Raw genomic sequence first — 16,993 nt, 5'->3', positions numbered from 1 at the left:
CCAGCCGATAGTCTGCGGCGCGCAACAGCCGCAGCACCGCGAACGCCGCCATCAGGCAGATGCCGACCGGCAGCGCCACGGCGCGCCACATGTTCGAGATCTGCAGCGCCGGCGTGGTGATGTAGCTTTCCTCATAGGCGTAGTCGTAGGACGGCCAGACGATCATCACGAGGAACGCCAGCGCGGCGCAGACCGCCACCAAATCGAGCCAGGCCCGCATCGCAGGTGTTGCGCTCGCGATGATCGCGGTCATCCGCATGTGCTCGGAGCGGCGGAACGCCACGGCGGCGCCCAGCATCGCGAGCCACAGGAACAGGATCGAGGCGAGCTCGTCGGACCAGATCAACGGCCGGTGCAGGCCGTAGCGTGCGACCACGCCAGCAAACAGGATCACGATCTCGGCGACGACGAGGATCGCGGCCGGGATTTCGACGATGTAGCCGAGCACGCGCTCCAGGAAAGCCAGGAACGAAGGTCGGCGAGGGGACTGCAACGTCACCTCGCCCGCCACTTCGGTCGCCTGTACCTCGATATGAGCCATGACGGCCTAGATGCGTTACGACAGCTTGCCGACGGCCTTTTCCAGGAGATCCCAGGCCTGCTCGCCATATTTGCCTTTCCACTCGGCATAGAAGCCGGCGGTGCGCAGCTTGTCGCGAAACGGCGCAACAGTTGGCTGGTTGAAGGCCAGGCCTTTGCCGGCGAGCTCGTGCTGGAGATTGGCGTTCAGCTTGGCGGTATCGGCGCGCTCGTTCACGGCGGCGGCGTTGATGTGCTTGGCGACGATGGTGCGCACGTCCGCCGGCAGTTTTTCCCACGCGCGCCGGTTGGCCAGGAACCAGAAGCCGTCCCACATGTGGTTGGTCAGCGAGCAGTACTTCTGCACCTCGTAGAGCTTTGCGGTCGAAATGATCGCCAGCGGGTTCTCCTGGCCTTCGACCACCTTGGTCTGAAGCGCCGAATAGACCTCGCTGAAATTGATCGAGGCGGGCGCAGCGTCGAAGGCCTTGAACATCGAGGTCCACAGCGGCGACACCGGCACGCGGATCTTGAAGCCCTTGAAATCGTCCGGTCCGTTGATCGGCTTGGTCGAGGACGTGGTCTGGCGGAACCCGTTGTCCCAGATCTTGTCCATGACCTCGAGGCCGGCCTTCTTGATTTCGCCGCGGACGTAGGCGCCGAGGTCGCCGTCCATGGCCTTCCAGACCGTATCGTAGTCCGGGAACGCGAAGCCGATGCCGTTGATGGAGGCCGCCGGAACCAGCGTCGCCAGGATCAGGCCGGACAGCGTGAAGAACTCGACGCCGCCGGAGCGGATCTGGCTCAGCATGTCGGTGTCGGACCCGAGCTGGTTGTTCGGGAAGACCTGGAGGTCGAAGCGCCCGTTGGTCTCGCTCTTGATCGCCGCGGCCATCTCCTTGGCCCGGGTGTTCATCGGATGGGAGTCCGGCAGGTTGTTGGCGTATTTGTAGGTGAACTCGGCGCTCTGGGCGCGCGCCACATGGGGCGCGCCAATGCCGCTCAGGACCGCGGTCGCGGCGGAGGCCTTGAGAAGCGTGCGTCGGGAAAAGCTCATCGGGTTTGCTCCCTCAGGGAAAAGTTTGTTGTTGTTCTGAGACGCAAACCTATACGGACGGAAGGCCATGAGGTCATCTGCGATCTCGCGAGGCTTCGCTTATTGCAGCCGCGCCGAGCCGCGGCAATATCGGCTTTCAGACGATGCTGTTGATGCGCGCTGCGGCGGATTGGCGCTGAGGCCGTGTCGGTGAAAAAGAGCACTGGAGTGAAGATTTAGCCGCAGGAACTCCGTCTAAACATCTGATCTAATTCGATTTAAATATATTCCATAATATACCTTATGCGAATTGCGGATATGGAGATCCGGTACGTTGGCGAACTGCTCCATTCCTTTGGGGGCTTCCACATCTTCACCGACCGCCCCACCTTGGCAGGGCGCGCAAAGCGCGCCTTCCGGCCAACTCATCGGCCACATCCTTGATCCCGGCGTAGACCTCTTCCAGGTCCTCCTCCGTGATGCAGTAAGGCGGCATGACGTAGATCGTATTGCCGAGCGGCCGCAGCAGCAGGTTTCGACGTTCGAAGAAAGCCTGAAGCTTCGGACCGATGCCTGCGAGATAGCCCGCATCGCTTGCTTTCAGATCAAGTGCGCTGATGGTTCCGGTGCGGCGGACGTTTTCGAAGCGCACGTCCGCACGGAATGGTGCGATCAGGCGCTCCTGCATCGTGGCGAGCGACGTGACGCGCTCGCGCGCGCCCTGTTGCCAAAGTTCGAGGTTCGCCCTCGCGGCGGCGCAGGCAACCGGGTTCGCCGTATAGGAACTTGAATGGAAGAACGTCCGCGAACGATCGCTCGAATAGTGCGCGTCGAATATGTCGGCACGGCAAAGCGTCACCGCGAGCGGTAGCGACCCGCCGGTGAGGCCCTTTGAATAGCAGGCAATGTCCGGCCTGACATCCGCCTGCTCGCACGCGAACAATGTGCCCGTCCGGCCCCAGCCGGTCATGACCTCGTCGGCAATGAACAGCACATCCGAGGCCTCGCAGATACGCTTCATTTCCTTGAGCGTCCAGCCCGGATACATCAGCATCCCGCCCGCGCCCAAAACAAGCGGCTCGACAATGAACGCTGCCGCAGTTTCCTTCTTGCATGCGGCTTCGAGTGCATCGAGTGTCGCCTGCTCATGACCGGCCGCGGGAAACGGGACTGAAGCAACGTCGAACAGCAGCGGCTCGTAGGCCGCATTGAAGACGCCTCGTGCGCCGACCGACATCGTCCCCGCGGTGTCGCCATGGTAGGAGTGCTGCATGACGATGATGCGCGTGCGCGGCGCGCCGATATTGTGCCAATAGCCGAGCGCCATTTTCAGCGCCACTTCCACGCTGGTCGAGCCGCTGTCGGAGAAGAACACGTGCTCAAGGCCACGCGGCGCGAGCTTCAGGATCTGAGCGGCAACCTCTTCGGCCGGCTCGTGCGTATGACCGGCAAAGATGATCTGATTGAGCTGTTCCGCCTGCTTCTGGATCGCGCGCACGATATGCGGATGGCAATGGCCGTGGGTCACGACCCACCAGGATGCAATCGCATCGATGATCCGGCGGTGATCCGCGGTGTAGAGGTAAGCGCCCTCTCCGCGCGTGATCCTGGTCATCTTGTCGTGCAAGGCGTGCTGGGTGAACGGGTGCCAGATCGGCGACTTCTGCAAGGACGTCATGGGTTAAAATCGTCGCGCCGAAACGAAGCCGTGAACGCCACCTGCAGCGTGTCTGCCGCGAGCGGAGAAAGCCAGGGCAGCCGGCCCAACCGACGCACCTGCCCGATCTCGCAAATTGCACGCTCACTCTCGGGATTGCTCTCGCCAATGAATGCGATCCCGAGAATGTCGATCTGGCGCCTTCGCAGCGCCTCGATCGACAACAGCGAGTGATTGATGGTGCCGAGCGCTGTCCGGGCGCAGAGCACGACCGGAAGCCGCCATCGCTCAAAGATATCGATGTAAAGTGTGGCGCCGTTCAGCGGCACCATCAGCCCGCCGGCGCCCTCGATCACCAGCGGCCGGCCCCCGGTGTCGGGCACGTCGAGCGCGGCGGGGTCGATGCGCACGCCGTCAATCTCGGCGGACTGATGCGGCGAAGCGGGCGTTCGAAGGCGGTAACGCTCGGGCACGATGCGATCGGCCGAGAGACCGCCAAGCCGCGCCACCAGTTGCGCATCAGTCTCCTCTTCGAGGCCGGACTGAATCGGTTTCCGGTAGTTCGCGCCGAGGAATCCAGCGAGGCCTGCGGAAAAAACGGTCTTTCCGATCCCGGTATCGGTGCCGGTCACCACGATCCGCAGGCTCATCGCGACCAGCCTTTCGTCTCCTCAACGAGCGCATCGAGCAATGAACGCACATCATCCTCGTCGACGTTGAGGGTCAGCGAAATGCGCAACCGCGCCGTCCCCGCCGGCACAGTCGGCGGCCTGATTCCACGAATGTCGAAACCACGCGCCTGCAATGCTGACGCGAGTTGCATTGCGCGTGCATTATCGCCGACGATGTAGGGCAGGATCTGCGAGCGCGATGGGCTGCGCCAGCCGCGCAGATCGAGCTCCCGATGCGCGAACGCGACCAGTTTTGCAAGGCGCTGCTGATGCTCAGGCTCTTCCTGAAGGATCAGAAGCGCCTCGCGCACGGCGACGGCCGTGAGGGGTGACGGCGCGGTTGCGAAGATAAAGGGGCGGCAGCGATTGACCATGAAGTCGCGCAGCACGGTCGAGGCCGTGACCAGCGCGCCCACGGCGCCCAGCGCCTTTCCGCAGGTGTGAACGATGACGAGATTCTCGCGCCCCTCATAGGGCGCCGTAAGCCCGCGTCCCTGCTCGCCGTAGACGCCCGTGCCGTGCGCCTCGTCCACCATCAGGAACGCCTCATGCCGCGCCGCAATGGCGATGAGGTCTTCGAGCGGCGCGACATCGCCGTCCATGCTGTAGACGCTTTCGACCACAATCCAGACCCGGCCCGTTCCGCCCTGCGCCCGCCAGCCGCGAATCGTGTCTTCGACCGATTGAGGATCACTGTGCTCGCTGATCCGGAACTCGGCCCGGCCAGCCCGCGCGCCTTCGTGGATGCTTGCGTGCACCAGAGAATCGAGAACGAGCAGATCGCCGCGCTGCGGCAGCGTCGTCAGCACGGCGAAATTGGCGACATAACCGCCGCCAAAGAAAAGCGCGGTCTCGGCGCCGAAGAACCTGGCGGCTTCGGCTTCGAGCCTTTCGTGCTCCTCGCAATTTCCCCGCAGCAGCCGCGACCCACCAGCGCCGATCGGCGTGCCGGCCTCGAGTGCCGCCGAGATGGCATTCTTGATGCGCGGCGCGCTCGCAAGCGCCAGATAGTCGTTCGATACAAAATCGATGCCCGCGCGCGGCTTGAGGCCGCGCAGCCGATCGTCCTCTCTCAGGGCATGGAAGGCCGCGACGTAGTCGGCAACCTTGGCCGCCTGTATTACGCTCATGCTTCACTCACACGGAAAAGCTGTCGATCGCACAAATTGCATTGCCCGCTCGCCGAAGATTGCGGTCAGGCGAGGCGGGAGGTGATGCCGAGGCGATCCAGCAAATTCGCATCGCGATCGCGCTGCGGGTTCCTGGTGGTCAACAGCACGTCGCCGATGAAGATCGAATTCGCGCCGGCCAGGAAGCACATCGCCTGCAGTTCATCGGTCATATACTGCCGTCCGGCGGACAATCGCACCACGCTCTTCGGCATCATGATCCGCGCTGTCGCGACCAGCCGCACCAGCGCGATCGGATCGGGACGCTCGGCGTTGTCGTTGACCGGCACGCCCTTGACCTCGTTCCACAGGTTGATCGGCACGCTATCCGGATGGCTGGGAAGATTGGCAAGCAACATGAGCATGCCGAGCCGGTCGTCGACGAGTTCGCCCATGCCGACAATGCCGCCGCAGCAGACCTTGATGCCCGCGTCGCGCACATGCGCGAGCGTATCGATGCGGTCCTGCAAGGTGCGCGTGGTGATGATCTTGTCGTAGAACTCCGGCGAGGTATCGACGTTGTGGTTGTAGAAATCGAGCCCGGACTCGGAGAGCCGCTTGGCCTGGTCAGGCGTCAGCATGCCGAGCGTGACACAGGTTTCCATGCCCAGGCCCTTGACTGCGCTGACCATGTCGCAGACCTGATCGAGATCGCGGTCTTTGGGGCTGCGCCAGGCCGCGGCCATGCAGAAGCGGGTTGCGCCGGCGTCCTTGGCGCGCTGCGCGACGGCGACCACATCTGCGCGATCCATCAGGCGGGTGGCTTTCAGGCCGGTGTCGTAATGCGCGCTCTGGGAGCAGTAGCCGCAGTCTTCCGGACAGCCGCCGGTCTTGACGCTGAGCAGGCTCGCGGTCTCGACGTGGTTTGGATCGAAGTTGGCGCGATGAACGCCCTGCGCCTGAAACATCAGGTCCGCGAACGGCAGGTTATAGAGCGCTTCGGCCTCGGCCCGCTCCCAGGTCTTGCGGGGCGCTGCGCCGGCGCGGCTGGCGGTCCGTTCGATTTCCACGACATCAACCATAGGGCTTGGCTTCTCATCTTTGATTGATCATAGATAATCCTTGATATTATCTATGATATAGACCTTTCATCTAATGCTTAGCGAAGGCTGGCTGAGAGTGCACTCGATTTTGCGATAGATAATCTATGATAACCGAGAGCGGAAACGCGACGACCGCCGGGCGCATTGCCGAGTCGATCGGCGAGCGCATCATCAGCGGCGCCTTGCCGCCGGACTCCCCGCTCCGACAGGATCATGTCGCGCGAGAGTTCCATTCGAGCCACGTCCCGGTGCGCGAGGCATTCAGGCGATTGGAGGCTCAGCATCTGGTCGTTGCCGTGCCCCGTCGCGGTGTGCGGGTCGCCCCGCTCGATACCAAGTCGGTGAAAGAGATCGCCGAGATGCGTGCCGCGCTGGAGGTGGTCGCGTTGCGCAATGCAGCCCCCAAGTTCACATCGGCCCATTTGGCACGGATCGAGCTCACCCTGATTGAAGGCGACAATGCCGAGACGATTCAGGATTTCGAGTTGGCCAATCGCGCCTTTCATCACGCGCTGGTGGCGCCTTGCGCGATGCCGCGCCTGCTCGCCAGCCTCGACGGCTTGCAGCTCGCAAATTCGCGATTGGTGTTTGCTATGGCTCGCAACGCCGGCTGGCGCCCGCGTCCCAATCAGGATCATCGCTTGATCCTGCAGGCCCTGCGTGCACGCAACATCGAACAAGCCTGCAGCTTGCTCGCACGCCATATTCAAACGATCGAGCGTCTTGCCCTGCCCGCGTCCTGACCAGGATCTGCAAAGCGCTCAGGGGTTGCGGGCTCCACTCCCGTCGCGCGTGCGAGGCAACTAGGAGATCTCCAGCTCCTGATCCCCCGCCCCTCACCGCCTCGTCTGGTCGATCGCTGTTTTGAATTTCGATCCGGAATCGAAGTGTCAAATCGTCGATAGCTGTCCTCGCTGCGGCGAGAACTTGCGATGGCGGCGGCCTTGAATGCAGGGGGACCCAGCTCGCCAGCCCGTTCGGTTCTGTCGGACGAGCTCGTCACGGCATGCCCGCGCTCGGCAGCTCAAAACTCGCGAGAAATGCTAATATATCAACGATTTATGGCGGGTTCCGCAGACTCAAAATTCGACTCATTTTGATTCCGTCGACTCAGAATGGGACTTCTAAAGACTCACAATTGATGGCGCGGTGGTGTTGAAATCGTTACCCTTTTCTCGTTCTCAGACTCAGATCGCATCGGACAGCACATTTGTCGGCTCTGTGTCGTTCGCGTTTGATTTTGTCACTGGGCCTCTGCTCGATTCTGTCACTGGCTTCGATGAAGGGATTGAGCTTTACGGCCCGGCAGCGTTTTTCACGCGCCAGGGCGATGGCGAGACTGAAATTTGTCCCTGGCGCCCAATGGATCGAGACCGAAGTTTGTCACTGACCGAATGCGCGCGGAGCGAGCTTTTCTCCAGGCAACTTGGATCGGACGCTGTCTCGTCCTAGGTTGCCGCGCGCTCCGAATGCCGGATGATGGCAACCGGTCATCAGCAAAATTCAGCCGTGGTGCGTCCCCTCGCATTGCGGCCGCTTCCACACGTTCGATGAACGTCCCGGCTCTGCGCGGCGTCCGCCGATCGTACATGCTGAGCCGGTCACGGCCCTCCGCATGCAGCCAAGAAACCATGCTGGAACATTTCTCGCTGCTAAGAGTTTGGCCGTTCGCGCGATCGGATCGGCCTTCGCTTTCGCGGACAATGACAACCGCAAGACATGCGGCGAGGCGCGATGTCGGCACGCACCTACAATTGCACGAGACCGATATCGCAAGCACGAGAATGGCCATGATGCGAGTAGTTTTGAGCGCGCTGATATTGATTTGGTGCATCCAAGGCGTACCCGCTCAGGATCAGCGCGGCAAAGAATCGGGGGACACCACACACAGCGAGGGACAGGTTCGCAGCGCCTGCCAGCCCGAGATCGAGAAACTCTGCGGTGGTCAGGGGCGAAGAGCCGGCCGCTGCCTGCGAAGCCAGAACCCGGACGCATTGTCGGAAAAATGCAAGACCGCCCTGGAAAACCGGGGCCTCCAGTAGCGCGGCAACGCAGCTCGTCGGCGCGATGCGGAGCGCAAACGCGGGTAACCTTAAAGCAAATCGACCGGAGTTCCCGCTTCAGGACGATTCACTGCGTCCACCGCCCAAGTCCTCGTCGGCCCGTCGCGAGGCGGCTTCGTGCAGCGCGCGCGAGCTCGGCCCCGCTTCGGACGTCGGCGACGATTTCTGCGCCTCCACGACGCGCAGGACGACCACCGCCGCGAAACCGCTGAGCACCCCGGCAATCAGGTTCGGGACCAGCTTAACGGCGGGAAAGAGATAGATCTCGGCCCGGGCACCGAGCAAAAGCACGACGGCAAATTCGGTTGCGGTGCGGGCGATAGCCGCAAAGAAGCCGAGCACGCAGTAGCCGAGCGCCCACGATGGCCATCGCCGAACCAACGGCTCGCCGAGATCGATGACCACGCCGGGCGCGATATGCTTGAGGATTTCAAGCGCTCCGAACCGGCCGTCGCCCTGGAGGAAACCGATGACGCCCATGATCGAACCTGCCGCCGTAGCGCCCCACCGAGATCGGGTGAGCCGCGCGGCGACGACGTAGAGCGGAAACAGCAGGAACGTTTTATGGCCTGACGCAAAGGGCAGACCGGGCAGGATCTTGAGCATCTTGAGCGACGCCATGCACAGGGCGATGCCCGTGATCACCGCGACGTCATGGGCAAATCCATCCCCGACGCGGGCATCAGGATCGGAACCGGCCTGGCCCTCTGCTAGCGCGATGTTCGCCCGGATCGTGTCGGCAAAGGCACCCACATCGCCACGCAGAAATTGGCGCAAGACGGCAAACGATTCTGACCTGGACGCCCGATCGCGTGCGCGGCGCGCTCCGCGCCCTCTCCTTTGGGTACCTTCGAGGAGCGCCAGGGTCCGGTCGAGCGCGTGAACGAACAGTGGCGGTAACCGGAATGCCTGCAAGCCATCGATCAGATCGCGCCCCCTTCCCGTTAAGCGCACGACCGCCGAGGTCAGCAGGACAGTGATGATCTGCAAACACATGAGTCCGGCATGCTCGAGCCCGCTCAGGTTGATCGACAGCGCCCACCCAAGCCCGGGAATATGCCAGTCGACCAGCACGTCCCTTTCGGATGGATTCGCTGGCGGAAGCAGGGCGTACACACCGATCAGGAACACGAACAGCCATTTGAGCCGCAACGCCAGGCGGGCGACGTCTCCGAACGCGACACCGTATGCCAAAAGGACGATGCCCTGGACGACTGCGAGGGCAGAGATTGCAAGCCACCGCAACGGCTGGCTCAGCGGCAGCGCTGGCACCACGAACACGACCGCCATCACCACAAGAAGATACCATACCTTCAATACGGCGATTCTTCTCGTGTCGTGCTGCGTCTCATTCATGTGCGAACTCGCGAGACTCGTCGTGCAAAGCGGCGCCCTGGCGCCTCGGGGCGCAGCCGGTCGAGCGCCAGATAGATGACCGGCGTCGTGAACAACGTTAATAACTGGCTCACCACCAGTCCGCCGATAATCGAGATGCCGAGCGGCTGGCGAAGCTCAGCCCCCACACCGGTTCCGATTGCCAGCGGCACGGCGCCCAGGATTGCTGTCAGGGTCGTCATCATGATGGGACGAAACCGCAGCCGGCATGCCTCGAAGATCGCCTGTTCCGGCGAGCGGCCGCCCTCACGCTCAGCGACGAGCGCATAGTCGATCATCATGATGGCGTTCTTCTTGACGATACCGATGAGGAGGATGATCCCGACCACCCCGATAAGATCGAGTGGGTGCCCGGTTGCCCACAGCGCCAGGATGGCGCCGATACCGGCTGATGGAAGGGTCGAGAGGATCGTCACGGGATGAATGACGCTCTCGTAGAGGACGCCGAGGATGATGTAGACGGCGATAAGGGCCACCGCGATCAACGCAGGCAGGGTGGCGAGCGTTTCGGTAAATGCCCTCGCGCTGCCTTGAAAGCTTCCCTGGATACCGCTCGGTGCGCCGAGCTCTCGCATGGTCCGCTCAACAATCTCGGTCCCCCGCTGGATCGCGACCCCCGGCCGCATGGAAAATGTCAGTGTCACGGCGGGCGCCTGTCCCTGATGGGCGACGGAGTTCATCTGGACGCCGTGCTCCACCCTGACAGCGCTCGCTAGCGGGATCTGCTTCCCGCCGGGGCCGGCCACGTACACCTTCGCCAGCGAAGAAGGATCCTCCTGAAGCTCCGGGCTCGCCTCGAGGACCACATGGTAGGTGAAATGCGGGGCATAAATCGCCGACACCAGGCGTTGCCCGAACGCATCATTGAGGGTCTGGTCGATATCATTGGGCGCTGCCTGAAGGCGGGCCGCCGCGTCGCGGTCGATGACGAGCATCGTCTGCAGCGCGCCCGTTTCAAGATCGGTGGTTACGTCCCGCAGCTCGGGAAATTCTTTCAGCCGCTCGACAAGCCGTGCTGCCCATGTCTCCAATTCACCCAGATCCGGTCCGGTGATGGTGTACTGATATTGCGCCTTCGAGATCCGACCGCCCACGCGCAGGTCCTGGACGGAGACCATGTATAGCGCAACCCCCTGCACCTCGCGGGTCGCCCGCCGCAATCGGGCGATCACCCGGTCCGTGTCGAGACCACGCTCGGCAAGCGGCTTCAGGGCGATGAAGATCCGCGCCTGGTTCGTGGCGCCACCCGACTGCCCGGTATAACTCCCTACCCTTGCGACGGCCGGATCCTTCAACAGAATGCGCATGAGGTCCTGGACCCGCTCGCTCATGGCCCGAAAGGAAACGGTCATCGGTGCCTCGGCGATGCCAACAATGGCGCCAGTGTCCTGCTGGGGGAAGAATCCTTTTGGCACCTGCATCCAGAGAGCAACGGTTGCCAGCACGGTCGCCCCCATCACGACGAGGATGGCAGGACGATGGCGCAAGACGAGGATGAGGAGGGACTCATACCCCGCAAGCACTTTCTGGAAGACGTGCCCAAGCACAGGTGCACGCGCCTCTGTGCGGGCATGCCCAAGATAAGCGCCCATGACCGGTATCAACGTGAGCGACACCACAGCGGACACAGTTATGGCTAGCGCCAGCGTGACCGAGAATTCGCGAAAGATCCGTCCGATCATGCCACCCATGAACAGCAGCGGGATCAAGGCGGCGATCAACGACACACTGATCGACACCACGGTGAAACCGATCTTGCGAGCCGCCCCGAGGGCCGCCTCGAACGCCTGCTCGTGGCCGCTCATTCGGCGGCTGATCGCTTCGATGACCACTATCGCGTCGTCCACAATGAATCCGGTCGCAATCGTGAGCGCCATCAGAGACAAGTTGTCGACGCTGTAACCTAGCAGGTACATCGCTCCGAATGTCCCGGCGATCGATAGCGGGATCGTGATTGCGGCCGCCAGGGTGGCCCAAGGCCGCCCTAGGAACACGAGAACTATCGTCACGATGAGCCCGAGGCTGATCAGAAGAGCAAGCTCGACCTCATGCACGCTGGCGCGGATCGTTTCCGTCCGATCGCTCATCACAGAAAGGTCTATTGCCGGCGGGAGCCAGGCCCGAAGGGTTGGAAGGAGTGCCCGGATACGATCGACCGTTTCGATGACATTGGCGCTCGCCTCCTTGAAAACGAAAACCAGCACCGCAGGCTGATTGTTGAACCATCCCGAGGTGCGGACGTTTTCGACGCTGTCAACGACTGAAGCGACCGCATCGAGCCGGATAGGCGTGCCACGGCGCGTGCGAAGGATCGTTGATTTGTATTCATCGGCCTTGCGCATTTGGTCATTGACGCGGACGAAGTAAGAGACATCCGGAGCGTCTATGCGGCCCTTTGGTCCCGCCGCGTTAACGCCATTCAGGGCGGTCCGTACGTCTTCAAGGCCGAGGCCCATCGCGGCTAGCGCCGCTGGATTGACCTGGACGCGCACCGCCGGCTTCTCGGAGCCGTTGACCGTGACTTGCCCGACCCCCTCCACCTGGGAGAGCTGTTGGGCCAGGATTGTCTGTGCCGCCTCGTAGACCGCGCCTGGCGGAAGCGCGTCGGACGTCAGGGCCAGTATCAGGACGGGCGCCGCCGAGGGGTTGTTCTTGCGCCAAGTTGGTGGGGTCGACATGCCGGTCGGAAGATCGGGCGCCGCCGCATTGATCGCCGCCTGCACATCGCGGGCGGCCGCGTTGATGTCGCGGCTGAGCTCGAACTGGACGACAACGGTAGTAATGCCGAGGAGGCTCGAACTGGTGAGTTCCGTGACCCCGGCGATCTGCCCGATGCGCCGCTCCAGAGGCGCCGCGACTGCCGTGGCCATCGTCTGAGGCTCGGCGCCCGGAAGCGCGGCCGTGACCATGATCGTCGGATAGTCGACCCGGGGAAGGGACGCCACGGGCAGGAACGAGAATGCAAGCCCGCCGCTCAAGAGTAGCGCCAGCATCAACAGGCTGATGCCGATTGGTCGCCGCAGACAGATCTCGAGAACGCTCACGATGAAGCTCCGACCGGAACTGGGCGCAGGACTACTTCACTCCGCGGTATCCATGACCATTCGCATGCGCTGTCGAAGCGCCGTTTGGACTCGGTCCAGCGCCACGTAGATCACCGGTGTCGTGTACAGCGTCAGGAACTGGCTGAGCAGCAGGCCGCCGATGATTGCAATCCCGAGTGGGCGGCGCAGCTCTGATCCGGGACCGGTACCGAACGCGAGCGGAACGGCGCCGAGCAGAGCCGCCATCGTCGTCATCATGATCGGGCGGAAGCGTTTGAGCGAGGCATCGAAGATCGCTTGCCGGGGCTGCAGCCCTTGGGTCCGCTCCGCGTCCAGCGCGAAATCGATCATGATGATCGCGTTCTTCTTGACGATCCCGATGAGGAGGATGATTGCAATGACCGCTATCAGCGACAGATCGTTGCCCGTGATCATGAGCGCGATCAACGCCCCGATTCCCGCCGAAGGCAAGGTCGATAAGATCGTAATCGGATGAATGGTGCTCTCATAGAGCACACCGAGCACGATGTAGACTGCGATCACGGCAGCGAGGATCAGCCAGACCTCGCTTGCGAGCGAGGCTTGGAACTCGGCTGCCTCTCCAGCAAACGACCCAATCACCGAATCGGGCATGCCGATGGCGTTCTCGGATTCGCGCACGATCCGCACCGCCCCCCCGAGCGAGACGCCCGGCGCCGGATCGAAGGAAAGCGTGACGGCTGAAAAAAGGCCCTGATGTGTGATTGCAAGGGGGGCATTCCCGTGGCGTACCGTCGCGAAGCTTTCAAGCGGGACCTGCACGCCCTGGCTCGAGGGCACGTAGAGGCGTCCCAGCTCGATAGGGTCGAGCTGGAAATCCGGCGCCACCTCCAGCACGACGTGATACTGGTTCTGCTGCGTGTAGATGGTCGAGACCTGGCGCTGCCCGAAGGCGTCGTAAAGTGTATCGTCAATAGTCTGCGGCAGCACCCCGAGCTGGCCGGCCTTGTCGCGGTTGATCACGACGTCGACCGCAAGGCCGCCAGTCTGCTGATCGCTAGCGACGTTCTGAAGCGACGGCGATGAGCGCAGCTTTTCAAGCAGCCTTGAGGCCCAGTCGGCCAGCTCCACGGGGTTCGCGTCAACCAGGATGTACTGGTACTGGGTCCTGCTGGTGCGCGTGCCGATCTGAATCTCGGGTGCGGGCTGGAGGTAGATCGAGAGTCCCTCCACCTGCGCCATTGCGCTACGCAGCCGGCGCGCGATCTTGGCGGCCGACTCGGTTCGCTGGTCCCGGCGCTTGAGCACGATAGTCAAGCGTCCCGTATTCGGTGTCGAATTGACGAGGCCGACACCAACGAAGGAATCCACCCCGGCAACGTCCGCATCGCGCAGCGCAATCTCGGCGGCCCGAGCCTGCAGCCGCACCATCTTATGAAACGATATCCCAGGCTCCGCATCGGTCGTCGCGACGATCACGCCGGTGTCCTGCACGGGCAGGAAGCCCTTCGGTACAACAAGGTAAAGCATGATGGTCGTAAGTAGCGTCGCCACTGCAACCGCAAGGGTCGCCGCTTCCCGTCGCATCACCCATGCGAGGCTGCGTTCGTAGAGCGCGAGCGTCGCGGCAAACGCATGCTCGGAAATCCGTAAGAACGCGTTGCTCCGCCGCCCCTGCTCCCGGCGCAGGAGGTGCCCGCACATCATTGGAGTGAGCGTCAGCGATACGATAGCTGACACCACGATGGTGACCGACAGCGTCACGGAGAACTCCCGGAACAATCGCCCGACGATGCCGCGCATAAAAAGCAGCGGGATGAACACCGCGATGATCGACACCGTTAGGGACACGATCGTGAACCCAATCTGGCGTGCGCCTTTGTAGGCGGCCTCCAGCGCGGTCTCGCCGTCTTCCATCCGGCGCACGATGTTCTCGATCATGACGATGGCATCATCGACCAGGAAGCCGGTCGCGACCGTGAGCGCCATGAGGGAGAGGTTGTCGAGGCCGAAGCCCGCCAAATACATGACGCCGAACGTGCCAACGATCGACAGCGGGATCGCGACGCTCGGGATGACGGTTGCCCAGAAGCGGCGAAGAAACAGAAACATCACTAGTACCACGAGGGCTGTTGTGAGCATCAGCGTGAACTCAACATCGGCGATGCTGGCTCGGATGGTCTGCGTCCGATCACTGAGAATCGTCAAACGGACCTCCGGCGGCAGACCCGCTCGCAGCCGTGGCAGAAGCTCCTGAATCCGATCAACCGTCTGAATGATGTTGCTCGCCGGTTGGCGCTGGACGTCGAGGATGACGGCGGGCTGCCCGTTGAGCGAAGCACCGACTTTCGCGTTCTCGGCTCCGTGAACCGCGGTACCAACGTCGCGCACGCGGACCGGCGCGCCGTTGCGGTACGCGAGGATTACGTCAGCATAGGAATCAGCCACCAGTATCTGGTCATTGGCCGCAATCGTGAATGCCTGATTGGGTCCGTCAAAGCTGCCCTTCGGTTGATCGACATTCGTGCGCCCCAAAACCGTGCGGACCTGTTCCAGGCTCAAATTGTAGGCAGCGAGCTGGGCCGGATTGACCTGGACCCGCACCGCAGGCTTCTGCCCACCCTGGATCGTCACCGCGCCAACGCCAGTCACCTCGCTCAGCTTCTGCGCAAGCACCGTGTCGGCGATGTCCTGGATCTTCGTGATTGGGTACGCTTCGGACGTTAGTGCCAGGATGAGAATGGGCTGGTCCGCCGGATTCACCTTTTTGTACACCGGCGGGTAAGGCAGACCGCTCGGCAGTGAAGCCGCAGCCGCATTGATGGCGGCCTGTACATCCTGCCCGACGGAATCGATGTCCCGATCGAGGACAAACTGCATGGTGATTACGCTGATGCCGAAAGAGCTTGTCGAGGTCATCAGCGTCACGCCCGCGATCTGCCCCAACTGCTGCTCCAACGGTGTCGTGACCAGGGAGGCCATCGTGTCCGGGCTTGCACCCGGAAGCTGGGTCGAGACTTGAACAGTCGGGAAGTCGATCTCGGGCAACGAGGAGACCGGAAGCAGTCTGAATCCAAGGCCGCCCGCGATGAGCACCGCAAGACTCAACAACGCGGTAGCGATCGGACGCGTAATAAACGGCGCAGATACGCTCATGGCGAAGATCGGCGCTCCTGACTAGCTGCCCTCTCTGATGCAAGCTTCGACGATGTGATCTGGGGAACGGCTCCTTCTTGCTGTGATTTGGCTTCTGTGGGAATCACGTACGCACCCGGCCGGAGCTGTTCCTGGCTTGTGACAACGACTTGCTGACCAGGCTCAAGGCCGGATTCGACGACAGCGATGTTGTTATCGACCTGACCGACCCGGATCGGCCGCATCTCGACCCGGTTATCCTGATCCAACACATACGCAAATGTACCGCCCGCATTGCGCTGCACCGCCGCGCTCGGCACGACGGTGCCGTCCTTGACCGTGTCGAGCCGCACGCGGACGTTAACGAATTGCCCCGGCCACAGCTTGCGGTGTGCATTGGCAAACGTAGCCTTGAGTTTGATTGTGCCGGTCTGAGCATCGATGCGATTGTCGAGGACCGACAGGACGCCCTCTTCCAATGCTCTCTTCCCGTCGGCATCGAGCGCCGCCACCGGAACCTGCCTGTCGGCAAGCGCTTGCTGCACCGTTTCGAGGTATTGTTGCGGAAGCGAGAAGGATACGTAGATCGGCTCCAGCTGCGTGATGATCACTATTCCGCTCGACTCACGCGCTCGAACGAAATTGCCTGCATCAATCAGCCGTACCCCGGTTCGCCCGGAAATCGGGGCGCGAATACTGGCGTATTCGAGATCCAAGGCGGCCGCGTCGATGTTGGCCTGGTCGGTCTGCAGCGAGCCTTCCAACTGGCGGACCAGCGCGCGAGCGGTATCCACCGTCTGCTGAGTTGCAAATTGCCCAAGCTTCACGGCTCGATCGAGATCGAGCTTCGCGTTGGCAAGCTGTGCCTCGTTCTTCGCCTTTACGCCTTGAGCTTGGCTGAGCCTGGCCTCATAAACGCGGGAATCGATCTGGGCCAGAAGATCTCCGGCCTTTACCTCTTGGCCTTCGGTGAAGGCGATCTTTTCCAGGAGGCCGTCAACCCTCGCCCTTACGGTAACGGTGTTGAAGGCCTCCACTGAGCCGATGCCGGCCACATTAACGGGCACGTCCTGTCGGACCACTGGAGCGGTAACAACCGCGACCGGACCGCCTTGACGATGCCTGCCTCGGCCGCCGCCACCCCCGCCTCCGCCTCCGCCGCCACGGGAGACAGTTACCGTATCGTCACGCGGGCGAGCACCTCCGGCTTGGTCAGAAACGTACCACCAAGCCGTGGCCGTCATAATCAATAGAACGCCCCCTGCACGGATCGCGTTCAGCA

Annotated in this window: 11 protein-coding genes; 1 reads left to right on the top strand and 10 read right to left on the bottom strand. The window is 62.5% G+C overall.

Features of this window, described 5'->3' with window-relative positions; translation table 11 throughout:
- From AYJ54_RS52825 to bioB, 6 genes are all read right to left on the bottom strand, one after another.
- Positions 1 to 541: TRAP transporter small permease (locus AYJ54_RS52825; RefSeq protein WP_245329150.1), on the bottom strand; the 541-nt coding region annotated here is incomplete at its 3' end.
- 15 nt (positions 542 to 556) lie between these two features.
- Positions 557 to 1,576 (bottom strand): TRAP transporter substrate-binding protein, encoded by a 1,020-nt coding sequence (locus AYJ54_RS28445; RefSeq protein ID WP_063704141.1) that lies wholly within the window; start codon positions 1,574 to 1,576, stop codon positions 557 to 559.
- 352 nt (positions 1,577 to 1,928) lie between these two features.
- Complete coding sequence (locus AYJ54_RS28440) at positions 1,929 to 3,233, bottom strand: adenosylmethionine--8-amino-7-oxononanoate transaminase (RefSeq protein ID WP_063704140.1); 1,305 nt, start codon at positions 3,231 to 3,233, stop codon at positions 1,929 to 1,931.
- Positions 3,230 to 3,862, bottom strand: coding sequence for a dethiobiotin synthase (bioD, locus tag AYJ54_RS28435; RefSeq protein ID WP_063704138.1), 633 nt, complete (start codon positions 3,860 to 3,862; stop codon positions 3,230 to 3,232). The genes AYJ54_RS28440 and bioD overlap by 4 nt, the downstream gene beginning before the upstream one ends.
- Complete coding sequence (locus AYJ54_RS28430) at positions 3,859 to 5,013, bottom strand: 8-amino-7-oxononanoate synthase (protein WP_063704137.1); 1,155 nt, start codon at positions 5,011 to 5,013, stop codon at positions 3,859 to 3,861. Before AYJ54_RS28430 ends, bioD begins: the two co-directional genes overlap by 4 nt.
- A 65-nt stretch (positions 5,014 to 5,078) precedes the next feature.
- Positions 5,079 to 6,074 (bottom strand): biotin synthase BioB, encoded by a 996-nt coding sequence (gene bioB, locus AYJ54_RS28425; RefSeq protein ID WP_063704135.1) that lies wholly within the window; start codon positions 6,072 to 6,074, stop codon positions 5,079 to 5,081.
- 125 nt (positions 6,075 to 6,199) lie between these two features.
- Here bioB and AYJ54_RS28420 point away from each other — a divergent pair, with 125 nt between their 5' ends.
- The gene (locus tag AYJ54_RS28420) at positions 6,200 to 6,838 is read left to right on the top strand and encodes a GntR family transcriptional regulator (protein ID WP_063704133.1); all 639 of its coding nucleotides are present in this window, start codon (positions 6,200 to 6,202) and stop codon (positions 6,836 to 6,838) included.
- Between the two features lie 1,377 nt (positions 6,839 to 8,215).
- On the opposite strand, the gene AYJ54_RS28410 is transcribed toward AYJ54_RS28420, so the two are convergent.
- Genes AYJ54_RS28410 through AYJ54_RS28395 form a run of 4 tightly spaced genes read right to left on the bottom strand, consistent with a single transcriptional unit; the run spans position 8,216 to position 16,955 of the window.
- Complete coding sequence (locus AYJ54_RS28410) at positions 8,216 to 9,514, bottom strand: energy-coupling factor transporter transmembrane component T family protein (protein WP_136623984.1); 1,299 nt, start codon at positions 9,512 to 9,514, stop codon at positions 8,216 to 8,218.
- Positions 9,511 to 12,597: an efflux RND transporter permease subunit gene (locus tag AYJ54_RS28405; protein WP_136623983.1), complete on the bottom strand. Its 3,087-nt coding sequence runs from the start codon at positions 12,595 to 12,597 to the stop codon at positions 9,511 to 9,513. Before AYJ54_RS28405 ends, AYJ54_RS28410 begins: the two co-directional genes overlap by 4 nt.
- A gap of 36 nt (positions 12,598 to 12,633) precedes the next feature.
- Positions 12,634 to 15,732 carry an efflux RND transporter permease subunit gene (locus tag AYJ54_RS28400; protein ID WP_063704128.1) on the bottom strand — a complete coding sequence of 1,033 codons (3,099 nt, stop codon included), beginning with the start codon at positions 15,730 to 15,732 and terminating at the stop codon, positions 12,634 to 12,636.
- The gene (locus AYJ54_RS28395; protein WP_283808714.1) at positions 15,729 to 16,955 is read right to left on the bottom strand and encodes an efflux RND transporter periplasmic adaptor subunit; all 1,227 of its coding nucleotides are present in this window, start codon (positions 16,953 to 16,955) and stop codon (positions 15,729 to 15,731) included. The genes AYJ54_RS28400 and AYJ54_RS28395 overlap by 4 nt, the downstream gene beginning before the upstream one ends.
- Positions 16,956 to 16,993 lie beyond the last annotated feature (38 nt).

The sequence above is a fragment of the Bradyrhizobium centrolobii genome (genome assembly GCF_001641635.1).
Taxonomy (GTDB): Bacteria; Pseudomonadota; Alphaproteobacteria; order Rhizobiales; family Xanthobacteraceae; genus Bradyrhizobium; species Bradyrhizobium centrolobii.
Note: the sequence above shows the minus strand (reverse complement) of the source record. Positions and strands in the feature narration are given on the sequence as shown.

Coding starts and splice junctions, on each gene's coding strand:
- bioD (WP_063704138.1), bottom strand. CDS start 3,862: ATGAGCCTGCGGATCGTGGTGACCGGCACCGATACCGGGATCGGAAAG.
- AYJ54_RS28430 (WP_063704137.1), bottom strand. CDS start 5,013: ATGAGCGTAATACAGGCGGCCAAGGTTGCCGACTACGTCGCGGCCTTC.
- bioB (WP_063704135.1), bottom strand. CDS start 6,074: ATGGTTGATGTCGTGGAAATCGAACGGACCGCCAGCCGCGCCGGCGCA.
- AYJ54_RS28445 (WP_063704141.1), bottom strand. CDS start 1,576: ATGAGCTTTTCCCGACGCACGCTTCTCAAGGCCTCCGCCGCGACCGCG.
- AYJ54_RS28410 (WP_136623984.1), bottom strand. CDS start 9,514: ATGAATGAGACGCAGCACGACACGAGAAGAATCGCCGTATTGAAGGTA.
- AYJ54_RS28395 (WP_283808714.1), bottom strand. CDS start 16,955: ATGACGGCCACGGCTTGGTGGTACGTTTCTGACCAAGCCGGAGGTGCT.
- AYJ54_RS28420 (WP_063704133.1), top strand. CDS start 6,200: ATGATAACCGAGAGCGGAAACGCGACGACCGCCGGGCGCATTGCCGAG.
- AYJ54_RS28400 (WP_063704128.1), bottom strand. CDS start 15,732: ATGAGCGTATCTGCGCCGTTTATTACGCGTCCGATCGCTACCGCGTTG.
- AYJ54_RS28440 (WP_063704140.1), bottom strand. CDS start 3,233: ATGACGTCCTTGCAGAAGTCGCCGATCTGGCACCCGTTCACCCAGCAC.